The sequence below is a fragment of the Marinomonas sp. 15G6-16 genome, from assembly GCF_055809555.1.
In genome coordinates this window covers 2,025,618-2,042,267 of record NZ_CM147916.1, presented here as the reverse complement: position 1 = coordinate 2,042,267, position 16,650 = coordinate 2,025,618, and the positions used below count along the sequence as shown (strand labels likewise).

Annotated in this window: 10 protein-coding genes; 2 read left to right on the top strand and 8 right to left on the bottom strand. The window is 44.5% G+C overall.

All coding sequences use genetic code 11. The features are described 5' to 3' along the window. Window positions 1-117 precede the first annotated feature (117 nt). From AC0L46_RS09820 to AC0L46_RS09785, 8 genes are all read right to left on the bottom strand, one after another. Window positions 118-1,539 carry an FAD-dependent oxidoreductase gene (locus AC0L46_RS09820; protein WP_414681650.1) on the bottom strand — a complete coding sequence of 474 codons (1,422 nt, stop codon included), beginning with the start codon at window positions 1,537-1,539 and terminating at the stop codon, window positions 118-120. 111 nt (window positions 1,540-1,650) lie between these two features. After that, window positions 1,651-6,102, bottom strand: coding sequence for a glutamate synthase large subunit (gene gltB / locus AC0L46_RS09815; protein ID WP_414681649.1), 4,452 nt, complete (start codon window positions 6,100-6,102; stop codon window positions 1,651-1,653). 436 nt (window positions 6,103-6,538) lie between these two features. Beyond that, window positions 6,539-8,083 (bottom strand): AAA family ATPase, encoded by a 1,545-nt coding sequence (locus tag AC0L46_RS09810; protein WP_473503230.1) that lies wholly within the window; start codon window positions 8,081-8,083, stop codon window positions 6,539-6,541. Window positions 8,084-8,134: 51 nt separating this feature from the next. Beyond that, the gene (aroB, locus tag AC0L46_RS09805; protein WP_473503228.1) at window positions 8,135-9,226 is read right to left on the bottom strand and encodes a 3-dehydroquinate synthase; all 1,092 of its coding nucleotides are present in this window, start codon (window positions 9,224-9,226) and stop codon (window positions 8,135-8,137) included. Then, window positions 9,226-9,774, bottom strand: a complete 549-nt coding sequence (locus tag AC0L46_RS09800) for a shikimate kinase (RefSeq protein ID WP_414681646.1) — start codon at window positions 9,772-9,774, stop codon at window positions 9,226-9,228. The genes aroB and AC0L46_RS09800 overlap by 1 nt, the downstream gene beginning before the upstream one ends. A gap of 42 nt (window positions 9,775-9,816) precedes the next feature. After that, window positions 9,817-11,013, bottom strand: coding sequence for a type IV pilus secretin PilQ (locus tag AC0L46_RS09795; protein ID WP_473503226.1), 1,197 nt, complete (start codon window positions 11,011-11,013; stop codon window positions 9,817-9,819). After that, window positions 10,991-11,716 carry a hypothetical protein gene (locus AC0L46_RS09790; RefSeq protein ID WP_473503224.1) on the bottom strand — a complete coding sequence of 242 codons (726 nt, stop codon included), beginning with the start codon at window positions 11,714-11,716 and terminating at the stop codon, window positions 10,991-10,993. Before AC0L46_RS09790 ends, AC0L46_RS09795 begins: the two co-directional genes overlap by 23 nt. Beyond that, window positions 11,685-12,674, bottom strand: a complete 990-nt coding sequence (locus tag AC0L46_RS09785; RefSeq protein WP_473503222.1) for a hypothetical protein — start codon at window positions 12,672-12,674, stop codon at window positions 11,685-11,687. Before AC0L46_RS09785 ends, AC0L46_RS09790 begins: the two co-directional genes overlap by 32 nt. Window positions 12,675-12,827: 153 nt before the next feature. Here AC0L46_RS09785 and AC0L46_RS09780 point away from each other — a divergent pair, with 153 nt between their 5' ends. Together AC0L46_RS09780 and AC0L46_RS09775 are read left to right on the top strand one after the other, a co-directional pair. Next, the gene (locus tag AC0L46_RS09780; protein ID WP_473503220.1) at window positions 12,828-15,272 is read left to right on the top strand and encodes a penicillin-binding protein 1A; all 2,445 of its coding nucleotides are present in this window, start codon (window positions 12,828-12,830) and stop codon (window positions 15,270-15,272) included. A 132-nt stretch (window positions 15,273-15,404) separates the two neighbouring features. After that, a protein-coding gene (locus AC0L46_RS09775; protein WP_473503218.1) for an IS3 family transposase occupies window positions 15,405-16,621 on the top strand; the annotation gives its coding sequence in 2 pieces (ribosomal slippage) (window positions 15,405-15,750 and window positions 15,750-16,621; 1,218 coding nt in all). Window positions 16,622-16,650: the final 29 nt, after the last annotated feature.

Here is a 16,650-nt window from a genome sequence, read left to right as displayed (position 1 = left end):
ACGCTAGAAGTAAGTACTTAGATCCTTTCCAAGATGAATAAGCATGATTAGACACAAAAAAACGCTGATCAGATGTCTCTGACCAGCGTTTTTTTATAAAGTAAAGTGAGCTAAGACTTAAACGTCTAAGAAGTCCATGATGCCTTCAGCCGCTTTGCGGCCTTCATCAATGGCGGTTACCACTAAGTCAGAACCACGAACCATATCGCCACCAGCAAAAATCTTCTCGTTCGTTGTTTGGAACATGAATTTGCCTTTTCTTGGCGCAACAACGCGTCCACGAGAGTCTGTTTCAATGCCAAACTTGTCGAACCAAGGTGCAGGACTCGCTTGGAAACCAAAGGCAACAAGAATCGCATCAGCAGGAATGATTTGTTCACTGCCTTCAATGACTTCTGCGCTACGGCGACCATTTTCATCTGGCTCGCCCATTTGTGTTTCAACAACCTTAATGCCTTCTACTTTACCGTCACCAATAATTTCCACTGGCTGGCGGTTGAAAAGGAACTGCACACCTTCTTCACGAGCATTGGTTACTTCTTTACGAGAACCAGGCATGTTTTCTTGGTCACGACGATAAGCACAAGACACGCTCTTCGCACCTTGACGAATCGCAGTACGGTTACAGTCCATCGCTGTATCACCACCACCTAAAACAACTACTTGCTTGCCTTTTAGGTTAATGTAGTCAGCTTCGTCTTCTTCAAAGTCTAGGCAATGATTAACATTGGAAATCAGGTAATCCAATGCATCATGTACACCTGGTAAATCTTCACCTGGGAAGCCACCTTTCATGTACTTATAAGTACCCATTCCAAGGAAAACGGCGTCGTATTCTTCTAAGATATGCTCAAAAGGAACATCGTCACCAACCGAAGTGCCTAAGACAAACTCAACGCCCATCTCTTCGAAAATCTCACGGCGGCGCGTCATCACACTCTTTTCCAGTTTGAATTCTGGAATACCAAATGTGAGCAATCCGCCAATTTCAGGGTATTTATCAAACACAACAGGCTTAATGCCGTTACGGACTAAAACGTCAGCACATGCAAGGCCTGCAGGACCCGCACCGACGATCGCAACAGTTTTGTTCACTGGCACAACATTAGACATATCTGGACGCCAGCCCAAAGCGAATGCTGTATCCGTAATGTATTTCTCAACAGAACCAATTGTTACTGCACCAAAGCCGCCTTCACCCAGCGTACAAGCGCCTTCACAAAGTCTGTCTTGTGGGCAAACTCGGCCACATACTTCTGGTAAAGAGTTAGTACGGTGGCTCAATTCCGCCGCTTCTAAAATGCTGCCTTCACTGACAAGTTTAAGCCAATTTGGAATGTAGTTGTGAACAGGACATTTCCACTCACAATATGGGTTACCACATTCCAAACAACGGTGCGCTTGGCTCTTTGCACCTGTTTCTTCAAAAGGTCGGTATATTTCGACAAATTGACCTTTACGTGTAATTAAAGGTTTTTTCTTAGGATCTTTACGATCCACTTCAACAAATTGAAATACGTTGTTCAAGCGCTCAGACATAAGCTGCTATCTCCTCGGCCAATTATAATAAAAGGCACTTCTCTCAAATGGGTCAAACTGATTTGTTTATGGCGCTTTGCTAACCATAGCAAAGCGCCATAACAGCGTGTTTTATTCCGGACGTTGACGAGTATTAGCCAATAGCGCGCCTAGGCTTGCTGCTTTTGGTTTTACTAGCCAGAACTTGCCAATATAGTCATAGAAGTTTTCTAAGAGTTCATGGCCCCATTCGCTGTCAGTTTCTCGTACGTACTCTTCCAGTACAGAGCGAAGGTGTGAACGATATTCTTCTGTTAACTCTGTACCGATACGGTGAATTTCCACCAACTCATGGTTGTATTTATCAACAAAGGTGCGGTCCAAATCGAGAACGTAAGCAAAGCCACCCGTCATACCAGCACCGAAGTTATAACCCGTATTACCCAGTACCGTTACCATTCCGCCAGTCATATATTCACAGCAGTGATCGCCTGCGCCTTCGATAACTGTATGCGTGCCGGAGTTACGTACCGCAAAACGCTCACCTGCCGTACCTGCTGCAAACAACTTACCGCCAGTCGCACCATACAAACAGGTGTTACCAATAATGGCGGAGTCTTGAGACTTGAAGGATGAATTTTTCGGTGGACGAACAACCAACTTACCACCTGTCATACCTTTACCGACGTAATCGTTCGCGTCACCTTCTAGGTACATGTTCAAACCGCCCGCGTTCCAAACACCAAAACTTTGACCTGCCGTTCCTTTCAGTTTCAAAGTTAAAGGCACATCAGACATACCTTGGTTGCCGTAGCGTTTAGCGATTTCGCCTGATAGGCGAGCACCGATAGAACGGTCACAGTTAGTGACATTGAATTCGAACTCTCCGCCTTCTTTCTCTTCTACTGCATTTTTCACAGCGTCCCACATGCGGATAGCATGCTCACCTTTATCGTGAGGAGGGTTGAAAGGTAAGTCACAATATTGCGGCTTATCAGCAGGAATCGCGTCATTATTCAAAATCGGAGACAAGTCCAAGTTACGCTGCTTGTCTGTTTCACCCGGTAGTGTCTTCAACAAATCCGTACGGCCAATCAGGTCTTGTAGGCGAGACACACCCAATTTCGCTAACCATAGGCGAGTATCTTCGGCCATGAATAGGAAGAAGTTTTTGATCATCTCGACTGTGCCGATAAAGTGATCGTCACGTAGACCTTGGTCCTGAGTTGCAACACCTGTCGCACAGTTGTTTAAGTGACAGATACGTAAGAACTTACAACCCATCGCAACCATTGGTGTCGTACCGAAACCAAAACTTTCAGCGCCTAGAATGGCTGCTTTCACAACGTCCAGACCAGTTTTTAAACCACCGTCCGTTTGCAGGCGAATCTTGCCACGCAAATCGTTTGAACGAAGTGCTTGTTGCGCTTCTGCCAAGCCAAGTTCCCAAGGAGAACCAGCGTGACGAATAGAAGTAATAGGCGACGCCGCTGTACCACCGTCATAACCAGAAATAGTAATTAAGTCTGCATAGGCTTTCGCAACACCTGCCGCGATCGTACCTACACCAGGTTCAGAAACCAGCTTCACAGAAACCAAAGCTTCTGGGTTTACTTGTTTCAAGTCGAAGATGAGCTGAGCCAAATCTTCAATCGAATAAATATCATGATGCGGTGGTGGTGAAATCAAAGTCACACCAGGAACTGCGTAACGTAGACGAGCAATCAGGCCGTTTACCTTACCACCTGGAAGCTGACCACCTTCACCTGGTTTCGCACCCTGAGCAACCTTGATCTGCAACACTTCTGCGTTAACCAAGTACTCAGGCGTTACACCAAATCGACCAGAAGCGATCTGTTTGATCTTAGAACGACGTTCTGTGCCATGGCGAGCTGGGTCTTCACCACCTTCACCTGAGTTTGAACGACAACCTAATTCGTTCATCGCTTGAGCAAGTGCTTCATGGGCTTCAGGAGACAAAGCCCCTAAAGACATACCTGCAGAGTCAAAGCGAGGAAGAATGTGTTCAACAGATTCCACTTCATCAATCGAAATTGGCTTAGCTTTGTCAGACAAAGTGAACAAGTCACGAATCATAGAAGCCGGACGAGTGTTTACCAACTCAGCATATTTTGTGAAGTCTTCGAACTTACCAGAACCCACTGCAGTTTGAAGGTTGCGAACCACATCTGGGTTAAACGCATGGTATTCAGCGTCATGCACGTATTTTAAGTAACCACCGTGTTGAATCGGTTTACGCAATTTCCAAGCATTGTTTGCAATAGATGCTTGCTCGCGTTGGAAGTCTTCAAATCTAGCGCCCTTGATACGGCTAGAAACACCGCGGAAACAAAGGTCAATAACAGCAGTATCCAAACCAATGGCTTCAAACAATTGAGCGCCACGGTACGAAGCCATTGTAGAGATCCCCATTTTAGACAAGATCTTCATCAAGCCTTTGTTGATACCTTTACGATATTTCGCATGACAAGAAATAGGGTCGCCCATCACTTCGCCTTTATCGACCATATCGTTAATTAGGCGATAAGAAAGATAAGGGTAAACCGCCGTTGCACCAAAGCCTAATAGAACAGCAAATTGGTGAGGGTCACGGGCAAAGCCTGTGTCCGCAATGATGTTAGAGTCACAACGCAAACCAGCTCTAGTTAAATGATGGTGAACAGCACCAACCGCCATAGGCGCAGGAATTGGCAAGTGCCCTTTCTGCAAGTCACGGTCAGTAAGAACCAAGATCACGGCGCCATTGCGTACTTCGTCTTCAGCCTTAACTTGCAATGCTTTAATCGATTCTTCTAAAGACATTTCGGCTGGATTGTAGTTTGTATCCAAACGAACCAAGCGGAATCTATGGTCATTCATCGCCAATAGACGAGTGAATTTACGCGCTGAGAAAATAGGCGAAGATAAGATAATACGATTCGCGTGTTTCGGTGTTTCTTCAAACAAGTTGCGTTCTGAACCAATACACGTCTCTAAAGACATGACAACAGATTCACGCAGTGGATCGATTGGTGGGTTTGTCACTTGCGCAAACTTCTGGCGGAAGTAATCACTTACCGGGCGAGTTTGGCTAGACATAACCGCCATCGGCGTATCATCACCCATAGAACCCACGGCTTCATGACCACTTTCTGCAAGCGGACGGAAGATTTGCTCACGCTCTTCAAAAGACACTTGGAACATCTTCTGGTATGTGGACATTTCTTCTGGTGTGAAGGCAACAAACTCTTGGCTAGATTCAACAAGGATTGTTTCAATACGAATCGCTTCTTGCTTCAACCATTTTTTGTATGGGTGCATGGATTTCAAACGCTTGTCGATATCATCCGTGTGAAGAACTTCACCTGTTTGAGTATCAACAACCAACATTTGACCAGGACCAACACGGCCTTTAGCCACAACATCTTCAGGTTTGTAATCGTAAGTACCGATTTCAGACGCCAGCGTGATGAAACCATTTTTTGTTACAACCCAACGAGAAGGACGCAAGCCGTTACGGTCCAACATACAAATCGCATGACGACCATCTGTCATTACCAAGCCTGCTGGGCCATCCCATGGTTCCATGTGCATTGAGTTGTACTCATAAAATGCACGCAACTCTGGGTCCATGTTTTCTACGTTTTGCCATGCCGGTGGAATGATCAAACGCGCAGCACGGAAAATATCCATACCACCCGTTACAAGGATTTCCAGCATGTTATCCATAGAAGAAGAATCTGAACCGGTTAAGTTAACCAGCGGTTGCAGATCTTGTAATTCAGGGATCAAAGGTGAACGCAATTTGTTAGCACGAGCAAGAGCCCAGTTACGGTTACCTTCGATGGTGTTGATCTCACCGTTATGTGCCAACATGCGGAATGGCTGAGCTAATGGCCATCTTGGCAATGTATTGGTAGAGAAACGTTGGTGGAATACACAAATAGCCGTTTCTAGTTTCTCATTGCCCAAGTCTTTATAAAAAGAAGGCAAATCCACTGGCATCATTAAGCCTTTATAAGACAACACCTTGTCAGACAAAGAACAAATGTAGAAGTTTTCGTAATGAGCCAATGCCATTTCAGTTTTACGACGAGCAACGAATAAGCGAGTCGCAAAAGTACGAGCATCCATTCGGTTGCTGTCGATGAAAATTTGTTCGATGCGAGGTAAGCATTCTTCAGCAATTCGACCTAGGCAAGAAGAGTCTGTTGGCACATCGCGCCAACCTACAACGTTTACGCCTTGGCTTTCTAACTGCTTTGTTAATTCGTCACGCTGTTCGCTTGCCAACGCTTCGTCTTGATCCAAGAAGACCATACCAATACCGTATAAATCCGATAAGGTATGTTTAAACAGTGATTCTGCCTCTGCGCGTAAAAAAGCATCTGGCTTCTGTATCAAAAGACCACAACCGTCTCCGGTTTTTCCATCGGCCGCGATACCACCGCGGTGCGTCATACATGTCAAAGATTGAATCGCTGTTTTCAACAATTCGTGGCTTGTATTGCCTTCCATATGAGCAATTAGACCAAAGCCACAGTTGTCTTTGAACTCGCCAGGACGATAAAGGCCTGCATTCATACACCAACTCCCAAAGTTGTAACCTAAATAAAATAAGTAAAGATAAAATCAAAATTTTGATGGCGGAATTAAGAAGCTGTACATATTGTTAAATGCGCTTCGAGAATGACTATCATTTATCCAAAAGACCATCTAAATGGAAAGACATACTACCTCGCAGATGGGGACTACTCAAATTTACGCAAGCCCACTTTCTGTTATTTTGGCGGTTTTTATAGGGTATTTAGCGGTGAATAATCGGGAGTTAGAGAATTATCTATGGCTGGAGTTTTTTGAAACAGAAAATTCCACTGTTCATTCATGTTTTTCAGTGGATTACAGTTAATTTTACTAAATTGTATCTTTTTTTATACGAAAGCCTCACAAAAGGAGGCTCTCACAGTCTAATAAAGCATTATCCACAGTAGATTGATCTAAAAGTAATCGGCAACGGAGGTTATTGCGCTTTCTTTATATCATCTTGGATACCACGAGCACTTCTCGCCCATGGATTAAGGTCTCTTATGTCTCGAGGCAAGGTCTCCGATGCCGCAATGGCTTCACTGCGGTTTTGATATAAGCCGTATACGACAACATACCAATCTCGACCATTGTGCGTCGATTTAAAGTAACCAAACGCATCAACGCTGCCTTGATCTCGAATGAAGCTTTTGACTGTATTGATATTGTGCGTACCCAAAAGCTGCAAGGTGTAACGATTCGGATTTTGTGATTGCCACCACTTAGTCTTATCGAACGGATCTGGCGCCACAGTCACTGGCTCTGTTTTTGGCTGAACAACTTCAGGGGCAACGGGAGCAGGCTCAGCGGCTGGCACCTGTGTTCGTATCGGCGCCGTTGGCACAACTGGCTGAAGTGTTTGTGAACTAGGTTCTGCTTCTGGCGATGTTTCTGTGTTACCTAATGGACTAGACATACTAATCGCTGGCAAAGAGGTTTCTGTTGTCAACGCAGGCAAAACGAGTTCACCTTCTTGGCCAATTTTACGCTGCATGGCATCAATACGAGCAATGGTTTCTTCGGAAGACTGCCCTTGTCTAGGACTCAAAGGAATCACATTGCTGGTTCTATCCGCTACCGTATTTTCCTCTGGCTGATCAGAGAAAAGAACCGCCATCAAAATCCCCAACATAACGAGCGAAAGCAGCGCCATGTGCGCAAGAGGAAATCCCATCGCCAAGTTAAAGCGCATCTTTGCTTTACCTGACTTGCCTTTTCCCATCATGGTTTGGGCAATCGAATTAATCCGCCCAGGATAACCACCAGACTCAAGATAAATTTGGGTAATTTGTTTTTCATTAAAAGGTAGGTTGATTCCGCCGCCTACCGCACGCACTCGATGCAATAAATAGGCGCGGGTTTGCTCTAATGAATAGGGAGCCAAGGTGAATGAATGGCTCAACTGCTCATATCGAGAGCTTTGGAAAGAGTCTAAATTTCGCGCCAGTGAATGCTCACTAAACAACACAATATGAGGAACGGTTTGATTCTCCGTCGCCAAAGACATCATGTCCAACAACATGGTCACAGCATCGGTGTTTAACTCTTGTGCATTATCGACCAGAACTAATGCCGCTTGGCCTTTTTCTTCCAAGTCATGGGAAAACTTAAGCAAAGGGCCAAAGGTTGTTTCATTAGGTGGCTGAGAAAAATGACCAGCAAAGCCAGCGTATATGGCTTGCAATAGTTGGCCAGCCGTCATCAACATAGAAGCTTTTACGTGACTGACGATTGTGGATTCGTCTTGATGGCGAGCAAACTCCATTAAAAATCGACTTTTGCCGCTACCTTGTGGGCCTTGCACAACAGAAAGCAAACTACTGTATCGGCTTAAATGCTCTAGCAGAGCAAGCTGTTGATTGCCTTCTTCAGAAGCAAAGTAAACGGACGCATCCTTCGAGCCAAAAGGATCCCTCAGTGTCGATTTTGAGGGCTGATCGAGCGCATCCTCTAGGTCAAACTGAAAATCAGGCTTAGGCATAGTCATCCTTCCACAATAGTCACTAAGAATAATTAAGTAAAAATCGCCTACTTACTTACTTGCTTCAAGTGCATCCAAAATACATGCATTAAAATCGTCCATCGGGAAATCCGATGTCACCATAGCGTCACCCAAAGCATTCAAAAGTACTAGACGTAAACTGCCATCTAACACTTTTTTATCTAAGGCCATTCGCTCTATAAAGCTTTCTAGCGTCATATTTTTAGGGGGTAAAATTGGCAAATTAGCCGCTTCAAACAAAGCAATGGAACGACTCAAATCGTCATCCGTTACTTTGCCCATACGCCATGAAAGATCCAACGCAAGAATACTACCCGCTGCCACCGCTTCACCGTGTAACCAATTTCCATATCCCATTTCGGTTTCTATAGCGTGGCCAAAAGTATGTCCAAGATTGAGAATCGCACGAATCCCGCCTTCTCTTTCATCTTGAGCAACAACGTTAGCTTTTGCCAAGCAAGAACGATAAATCGCTTCGCTTATTTTATCATTGTCTAGCGCCATTAATGGCGTCATCTCTTGCTCTAACCAATCAAAGAAAGGCGCATCGCAAATCAAACCGTATTTAATGACTTCCGCCATGCCTGCTGACAACTCTCGTTGAGGCAAGCTTTCTAGAGTTTCCGTATCAATAATAACGGCCTGTGGCTGATAAAACGCCCCTATCATATTCTTGCCTAGAGGATGGTTTACACCGGTTTTACCACCCACAGAAGAATCTACCTGCGACAATAAGGTTGTAGGCACCTGAATGAAAGGCACACCGCGTTGATAGGTTGCCGCTGCAAAGCCAGCCATGTCACCCACAACACCACCGCCTAATGCGATCACAGTCGTTGTTCTATTGTGCTTCGCCTCTAGTAACGCGGTCATAATCTGACCGTATGTTTCTAGTGTTTTGTAAACTTCGCCATCCGGTAAGATACAGGTATCCACTTTGTAGTCTGCGGACAACATAGACACCATAGACTCCAGATACAAAGGAGCAATGGTCTCATTCGTTACTATCATGACTTGTTTGCCATGAATCGCCTCATCAAACAGCGCTTTTTGCTGGCGAATACCATGGCCAATATAAATAGGGTAACTACGATCGCCAAGATCAACGGTTAACGTACGCATTAAGATACAGAGGTCTCCATGTCGAGATGTCGCTTGATCGCATCCAGCACCTTGTTGGCGACAGATTTTGGATGACGCGAATCAGTTTCTATTACAAGTGTCGCCACTTCTCTATAAAGAGGGTCACGCACTTCAAAAAGTTTTCTTAAGGTTGCCCTTGGATCGCCGGTTTGCAAAAGAGGACGATGGGTGCTTTTAGACGTTCTGTAAAGTTGCTGAGCAACAGAAGCGTATAGATATACCACTAAAGCATCATCGCGAAGAATGTCACGATTTTCCTCTCGCATTACAATACCACCACCTGTCGCGACAACAGAGTCACTTGTGTCTGATTGAACAATCGACGTAAGCGCCTGTGTTTCTCGCTTACGAAAACCGTCTTCACCTTCCTTTTCAAAAATCCAAGGAATATCAGCACCAGCATTATCTTCTATGACTTTATCAAGATCATAAAACTCTTTGCCCATTGATTGTGAAATCAAACGACCTATCGTGGTTTTTCCTGCGCCCATTGGGCCTACTAAAATAATATTGGGGGCTTTTGTCATTGTATTCAGTTACATCGGAATTAAGCAGAATCAAACTGCGGCCTAGTTACCTGACATTTGTAGCAGCTTTGGAGTAATAAATACAAGTAATTCAACCTTTTCTTGCTGTTCTGAGCGTCTTTTAAACAATGCACCCAGCAAAGGGATGTCACTAAAGAAAGGCACTCGACTTTCAGTTTCAAAGCTTTCTTCTCTGAAAATCCCACCTAAAATAAGCGTTTCTTCATTTTTCACTACCACCTGAGTTTTCAAGCGATTTGTTTCAAGGCTCGGAACACCATTAACCAAATCACCAACCGAGTCTTGATGTATCGTTAATTGCAATAAAATACGATTGCCGTCTTTCACAAAAGGCGTTACTTCTAACATTAATGATGCTTGACGAAATTCCACCGTTACCGTTTCATCGCTGATGGTTTGATAAGGCACTTCTGTGCCCGATTCTATTTTTGCTACCAAGCCTTCTGAAGTTACTATTTTCGGCTTAGAGATCACTTCTGCAACGCCTTCGCTCTCCATCAAATCCAATGTAAAATCCAATAACCCAACGCTCCCTGAGCTGGCAATATTTAAGCTTGTGGTGGGCACTAATGCGCCTAAATCGACCGCACCACCAACAGATGATCGAACATTGTCAGACAATTTAGTTTGCCAATTCACACCGAATTGCGATTGCGCCGTCCGGCTAACTTGTGCAATTTGAGCACTGATTTCGATTTGCCTTAATGGCGCATCTAACCAAGCGAGAGTCTCTTGTAAGTCTTCTGGCCACTCACAAATATGCGCCACAATTGAGTTAGTTCGCTCATCAACCACCATAGAAATAGAAGGATATAAAGTTTGTAAGTGCCTACCAACCGAATCAGCCTTGGCATGCTTAATTAGCCAATAGAACCTTTGGCATTGCACTCTACCCTTTTCGTGCTCAGTGACATCCACCGAAACCTCAGGCATTAACACGGCTACTCGACCTTGCCATTCAAGACGAATCCCTGGCTGCTGAGCAACGGCTTCCATAACATCCGTCCAATTAGCATCTTTAATCGATAACGTCAGCAAACCTTCTATATCAGGACTAATGACCACACTCTCATTCATCTGCGATGCAAGCCACGGCAACACCTCTTTCAAAGGGCGGGACTCAAAATACACATCCATTGCCGAAGAAGGACGAGACAACAGGCACCCCACAAGAACACAAACCGGTATCAAAAACTTATTCGTTATTGGCGTTATCATTGCTCTCCCTCCTTTCCATGAATTGCAGCGCAACTTGGTCACCGTCTTTACCAATCAAAGTCACTCGATCAAAGGCGACGAGATCGACAGTCAGCCCTGCCGTTGGCAACCAACTCCCTTGACGAACCCAGTGCTGATTGTCCTTATGCTTCAATAATGCCGAAGCACTCGCACCAGCGCGCATGGTCGAAACCAGAGTCCAATCTCCCTCGACAAATCGCCCTGCTTTTAAATTTGTCGGTAGCCAACTCTCATAAGCCCGGTTTCTTTTCGGTTCTTGGATATCAAACAACAACCGCCCATGCCAAGCGCCGTTTTGCTCACTTTCCCAAGAAGCAGAGACAAGCTTTAACGCGCTTTTTTCCTGAACTTTTTCAAGCAAGACTTGCCACTCTTTTATCAAGGCACGGCCTTCTATTTGCCAAGTCGTGACAGCACCTTGAACTTTATCTCCCACGGAATAAGTGGCCCAATCCACTTGGAGAAAATCCTTTTCTTCCATCATTCGAGATTGCACCTGTATTTTTTGCCAAGAGGCACTAAGCTGCGCTTTACGTTTTATCTGACGATCCACATCTAGGTATTTTTCAGACAAAACGGGATACCAAGCCAATGCCTGCACAAAAATCAGTAAGCACACTCTAGAACCGCTAATGGCAAGCAAAGAAGCTCTATTCGCTTTCAAAAGCTGAGATAAAAACATCCAACACCTCCTTGCTCGATTCGAAAGGAGCCAACAGATCGCTAGATGTTTGATGCAATTCAGAGACTTGCCAACGCCAATTAGGGAATCGCTGTTGCCAGCGCATAAGCAAGGGTTCAAATTCCTCCTGCGTTAAGGTTAATTGAAAATCGGCTTGTTGGTTTTGCCCATCAAAAGAGACCAAACGCACTGACGTCGGCAGCGCTTGCATCAAGCGTAAAGTCGATAATACAAAGTCATTTGGTTCTTGATGTGACGACCAAGCTGACTGCCTTTCTAATAGGGCTTGCCGGTCTGTTAAAGACTGATGAATACGCTGCTCTAGTGATAAAAAGTATCCATAAGCGATGCTGTGAATCGAGATACTGAAAAGCAACAAACAGAGCCAAAGCCGTTTCATATTTTGACGTTTTTTATAGTCAGGTTGATAAGAAGAAAGCGCATATTTCGACAAAGCCATCCATGACCGTAAACTCGGCGTTGTGCTTTGCCAGAGACTCATCGGCACAATCAGGCAGGACACATTCTTCGACTGAAAAGGAGAGCTGAGCTGCTTCCTCCATTCCTCAGAACAAGCAAACACTGTCAGCTGAATTCGCTTATCTTCTAACAAGGCTTTTCGGAAACTAAACAAGACTGTTTCTGGTGCCGAAAACGTGCTTTCCACTGCGTACGATAAAGCTGCTAAAGGCAGTAACGACGATGGCGTCAAAGGATCTAAAACATGATTAGAAACAGATAACCAATGATCTGGAATCAGAATCACGACACGAGATGTTACCTTGCACTCACTAAGGGAAAGAGCCTTTTGAAGCAAGATAAGTTGGGAAGAATCAGGAATGAAATCGGATGATTGCAGCGAAGAATCAATCCATTTATCTATCTCATTTCTGTTATAGAGAGTACATTGTTCAGCGCTATACAAAGCGACCGAATAGGGCTTAATTAGCTTCATCATTCATCCTTGAAATAGTAAGCAGAGATACAAGTTTTACTAATTGACTTCCATGCCAATTTTTTAACAAGATAACACGAATTCGTGCAAAGTTAAGCGCCAATTTTACCCGAATTTTAGGTATACTAAATTTTTATCTGCATTCATTGGATTCATATGGGCAAGGCATTCAAAATATTGTTTTTTCTAGGTCTCTTCGGTGCCATTAGCGCTGCAGCAATTACCTATGGAATTTATCACAGTGTGAAGGACCGCATTCCCACCGTAGAGGAACTGAAAGACATAGAGTTAAAAATCCCTTTACGTATTTATACCGCAGACAATCAACTTATTGGTGAATTTGGTGACCAACGCCGTACACCAATAAAATATGCCGACATCCCACAAGGCTTAGAACATGCCATTTTAGCTGCTGAAGACACCAATTTTTACAACCACCCAGGCGTTGACATCATGGGCTTGGGACGAGCTGTTTTCCAACTGGTCACAACAGGGGAAAAACAAGGCGGTGGTAGTACCATCACCATGCAGGTTGCCAGAAACTACTTCTTATCTTTTGAGCAAACCTTCACTCGTAAATTCACTGAGATCTTCATCTCTTTGAAAATGGAAAAAGAGCTGACGAAACACGAAATACTCGAGCTTTACGTCAACAAAATTTATCTTGGTAACCGTGCTTACGGCTTTGAAGCCGCTGCTCAAGTCTATTATGGAAAAAGCCTTGCTGAGCTAGATTTAGCTCAACTAGCCATGATTGCAGGCTTGCCGAAAGCCCCTTCTCGCTACAATCCTGTCGTCAATCCATCGCGTGCTTTAATTCGTCGAAACTGGATTCTGCAACGCATGCTTTCCCTTGGCATGATAGATAAAACCGAGTATCAAACCGCAGTCGAAGCCCCAATCACATCTAAGAATCATGGTGTCACACCGGATATCGAAGCTGGCTATATTGCTGAAATGGTTCGAGCTGAACTTTATAACACCTTTGGCGATGATCTATACAGCACGGGGATGTCGGTTTACACCACAATAGATTCAGGACGTCAGAAAGCCGCCAATTCCGCTGTTTTCAATGGCGTTTTGAATTATGACATGCGCCACGGCTACCGAGGCTCTATTGAAACTCGCGTGGACCTTGTTGAAGCGCCATTAGAAGAACAAGAGCAAGCCCTTCAAGACATAGGCCGATTTGAAGACTGGCAGACGGCATTGGTTCTAGAAACAACAGACACAACAGCTGACGTTCGTTTATCTAACGGTGAGCGAACAACACTTCCTTGGGACGCTCTAAAATGGGCAAAACCTTACATTGACGAAAACTCTCAAGGCGCTCAACCAGAAGTTGTCGGCGATGTACTTGTCCCTGGAGACATCATTCGCTTACGTCCAGACAATAAGCTTGGTTGGATGTTGGCTCAGAAACCAAATGTTCAAACCGCTCTGATTTCATTAAACAGCAAAGATGGCGCGATCCAAGCATTAGTCGGTGGATTCAATTTCTATGAGAATAAATTCAATCGCATCACTCAATCCAAACGCCAACCTGGATCGAACTTTAAACCCTTTGTTTATGCAAGCGCACTGAACAGCGGCTACACAGCAGCCAGCATTATTAACGATGCTCCTGTGGTATTTAATGATTCAAACTTGGCTTCTGCATGGCGGCCAACCAATGATGGCGGTCGATTCTATGGACCAACGCGATTACGTCAGGCGCTTTATCGTTCACAGAACATTGTTTCGGTTCGCTTGCTTGATGAGCTAGGTATTCGCCCTACTCTTAACTTCTTACGCCGCTTTGGATTTGACCCTAATGAGCTGCCACATAACTTATCGTTATCATTAGGTAGCGCCAACTTATCACCTTTACAAATTGCGACTGGCTATGCGGTGTTCTCGAATGGCGGTTATCAAGTGCAGCCTTACTTGATTGATAAAGTCATTGATCGAAACAACCAGACCTTATTCCAAGCCAACCCTGTTACTGTTTGTACCACTTGTACTGCGCTCGAAAAAACGAATGATGACGAACCTCAAATGGGATTATTCGATACGCCTAACGGCATTCGCAGTTTGCCGATTGCACCGCAAGTTCTTGACCCTGAAGTGAACTACATCATTTACGACATGATGCGCGATGTCATTAAGTACGGTACTGGACGTCGTGCATTGGTGCTAAAACGTGATGATATTGCAGGCAAAACAGGTACCACCAATGATGGCCGTGATGCTTGGTTTTCTGGCTTCAATGGCGACATAGTTACTTCGGTATGGAGCGGCTTTGACAACTCTTCACCATTGGGGCGAGGCGAATGGGGTGGATCAGTTTCTCTACCACCCTGGATAGACTATATGCGTTATGCGTTGAACGGCACGCAATCGTCGTTTGTCACCAAGCCTTCGTCTTTGGTCACCGTTCGCATTGATCCAAAAACAGGTGAACGCGCTTTGCCAGGTCAATCAGATGCCATTTTTGAAATCTTCAGACAAGGCAATGTGCCACCTGAACGAGACATCAATCTGCCAGCCTTTAACAACAATGCGAGCAATGAATCTGAGGAAGAGCAGCAAGAAGACAACGCCTTAGAAAACCTATTCTAAAAAGCTCTCTCGTATTTCAGGACGGAACACCGTCCAAAAAAAGCGATATCTGAATCAGATATCGCTTTTTTTATACGACTGACCCGTCCTAAATAAGGTTGTCACTTTTCAATACTTCAATTGGAGAGTGCAATGACTACAACACCTAAGCGTACACAGCGTGACTATTCCTTCGCCTTTAAATTAGCCGTTGTTGATCAAGTAGAAAAAGGCGAGTTGACCTATAAACAAGCTCAAAGTAAATATGGCATTCAGGGCCGGTCAACTGTTTTGATTTGGCTTCGAAAGCATGGTCGACTAAATTGGGAGCAAGGTGCTTCACCTTTGCATCCAAAAGGAGATCTTATGAATGAGACAAATGAGCTTACCCCAGAGCAACGAATTAAAGCGCTTGAAACTGAGCTGGTTGAGGCTAAGAGAAAGGCTGAGTTCTTTGAGCACATGATCATGGTTTTAAAGCGTGATTACGGAGTAAGCGTGTCAAAAAAGCCGCTTGCCAAACGATCCAAGAAAAGAAAGTAGATGGTTTTAGCGTTATTGAATGTTGTCGCTATCTTGGTATCACAAGACAAGCTTATTACAAACGCTGCTTGCTAACTAAACAAGAAGACGACTTAAACAATGATGTGGTAAATCAAGTACAGCTCATTCGTTTAAAGCATCCTCGAATGGGTACAAGAAAGCTTCAACATAAGCTCGGCTTGGAGCACCAGTGTTATATTGGTCGAGACCGCTTATTTAGAGTGCTTAGGGAGGCGCGTTTATTGGTTAAAGTAAGGCGCTCATACCATAAAACCACACAGAGTCATCACCGTTTTTATTGCCATCCAAACCTGATTAAAGATGGTGAGCGTCAGATAAAGGCAAGTGGACCTGAACAGCTATGGGTGGCTGACATTACTTATGTTCCTACCCAAAATGGCGATGCGTATCTCAGTTTGATTACAGATGCTTGGTCGCGAAAAATAGTGGGATATCACGTAGACGATACCTTACGAACGGATGCAGTCATTAAAGCCTACAAAAATGCTTTAAAAGAACGAACGAGAAAGGCTCAATTGCTCGTGCATCACTCAGATCGAGGGCTTCAATATTGCTCTAAACAATATCAACAGCTCCATGAAAAGCATGGAGTTCAGTGCTCGATGACAGATGGTTACGATTGCTATCAGAATGCTCTAGCTGAGAGAGTCAATGGCATCATTAAGAATGAGTACTTAATCGTTAAGCCGAGGGATCTGCATGAAGCTAGGCTGATAGTATCGGAGTCGGTAGAAAGTTATAATAAGAGTCGGCCACATATGGCCTTAAAATACAAAACGCCCGATGAGGTTCATCGAGCGTTTTAGAACCAGAATAAGTGTCAACCTATATCAGG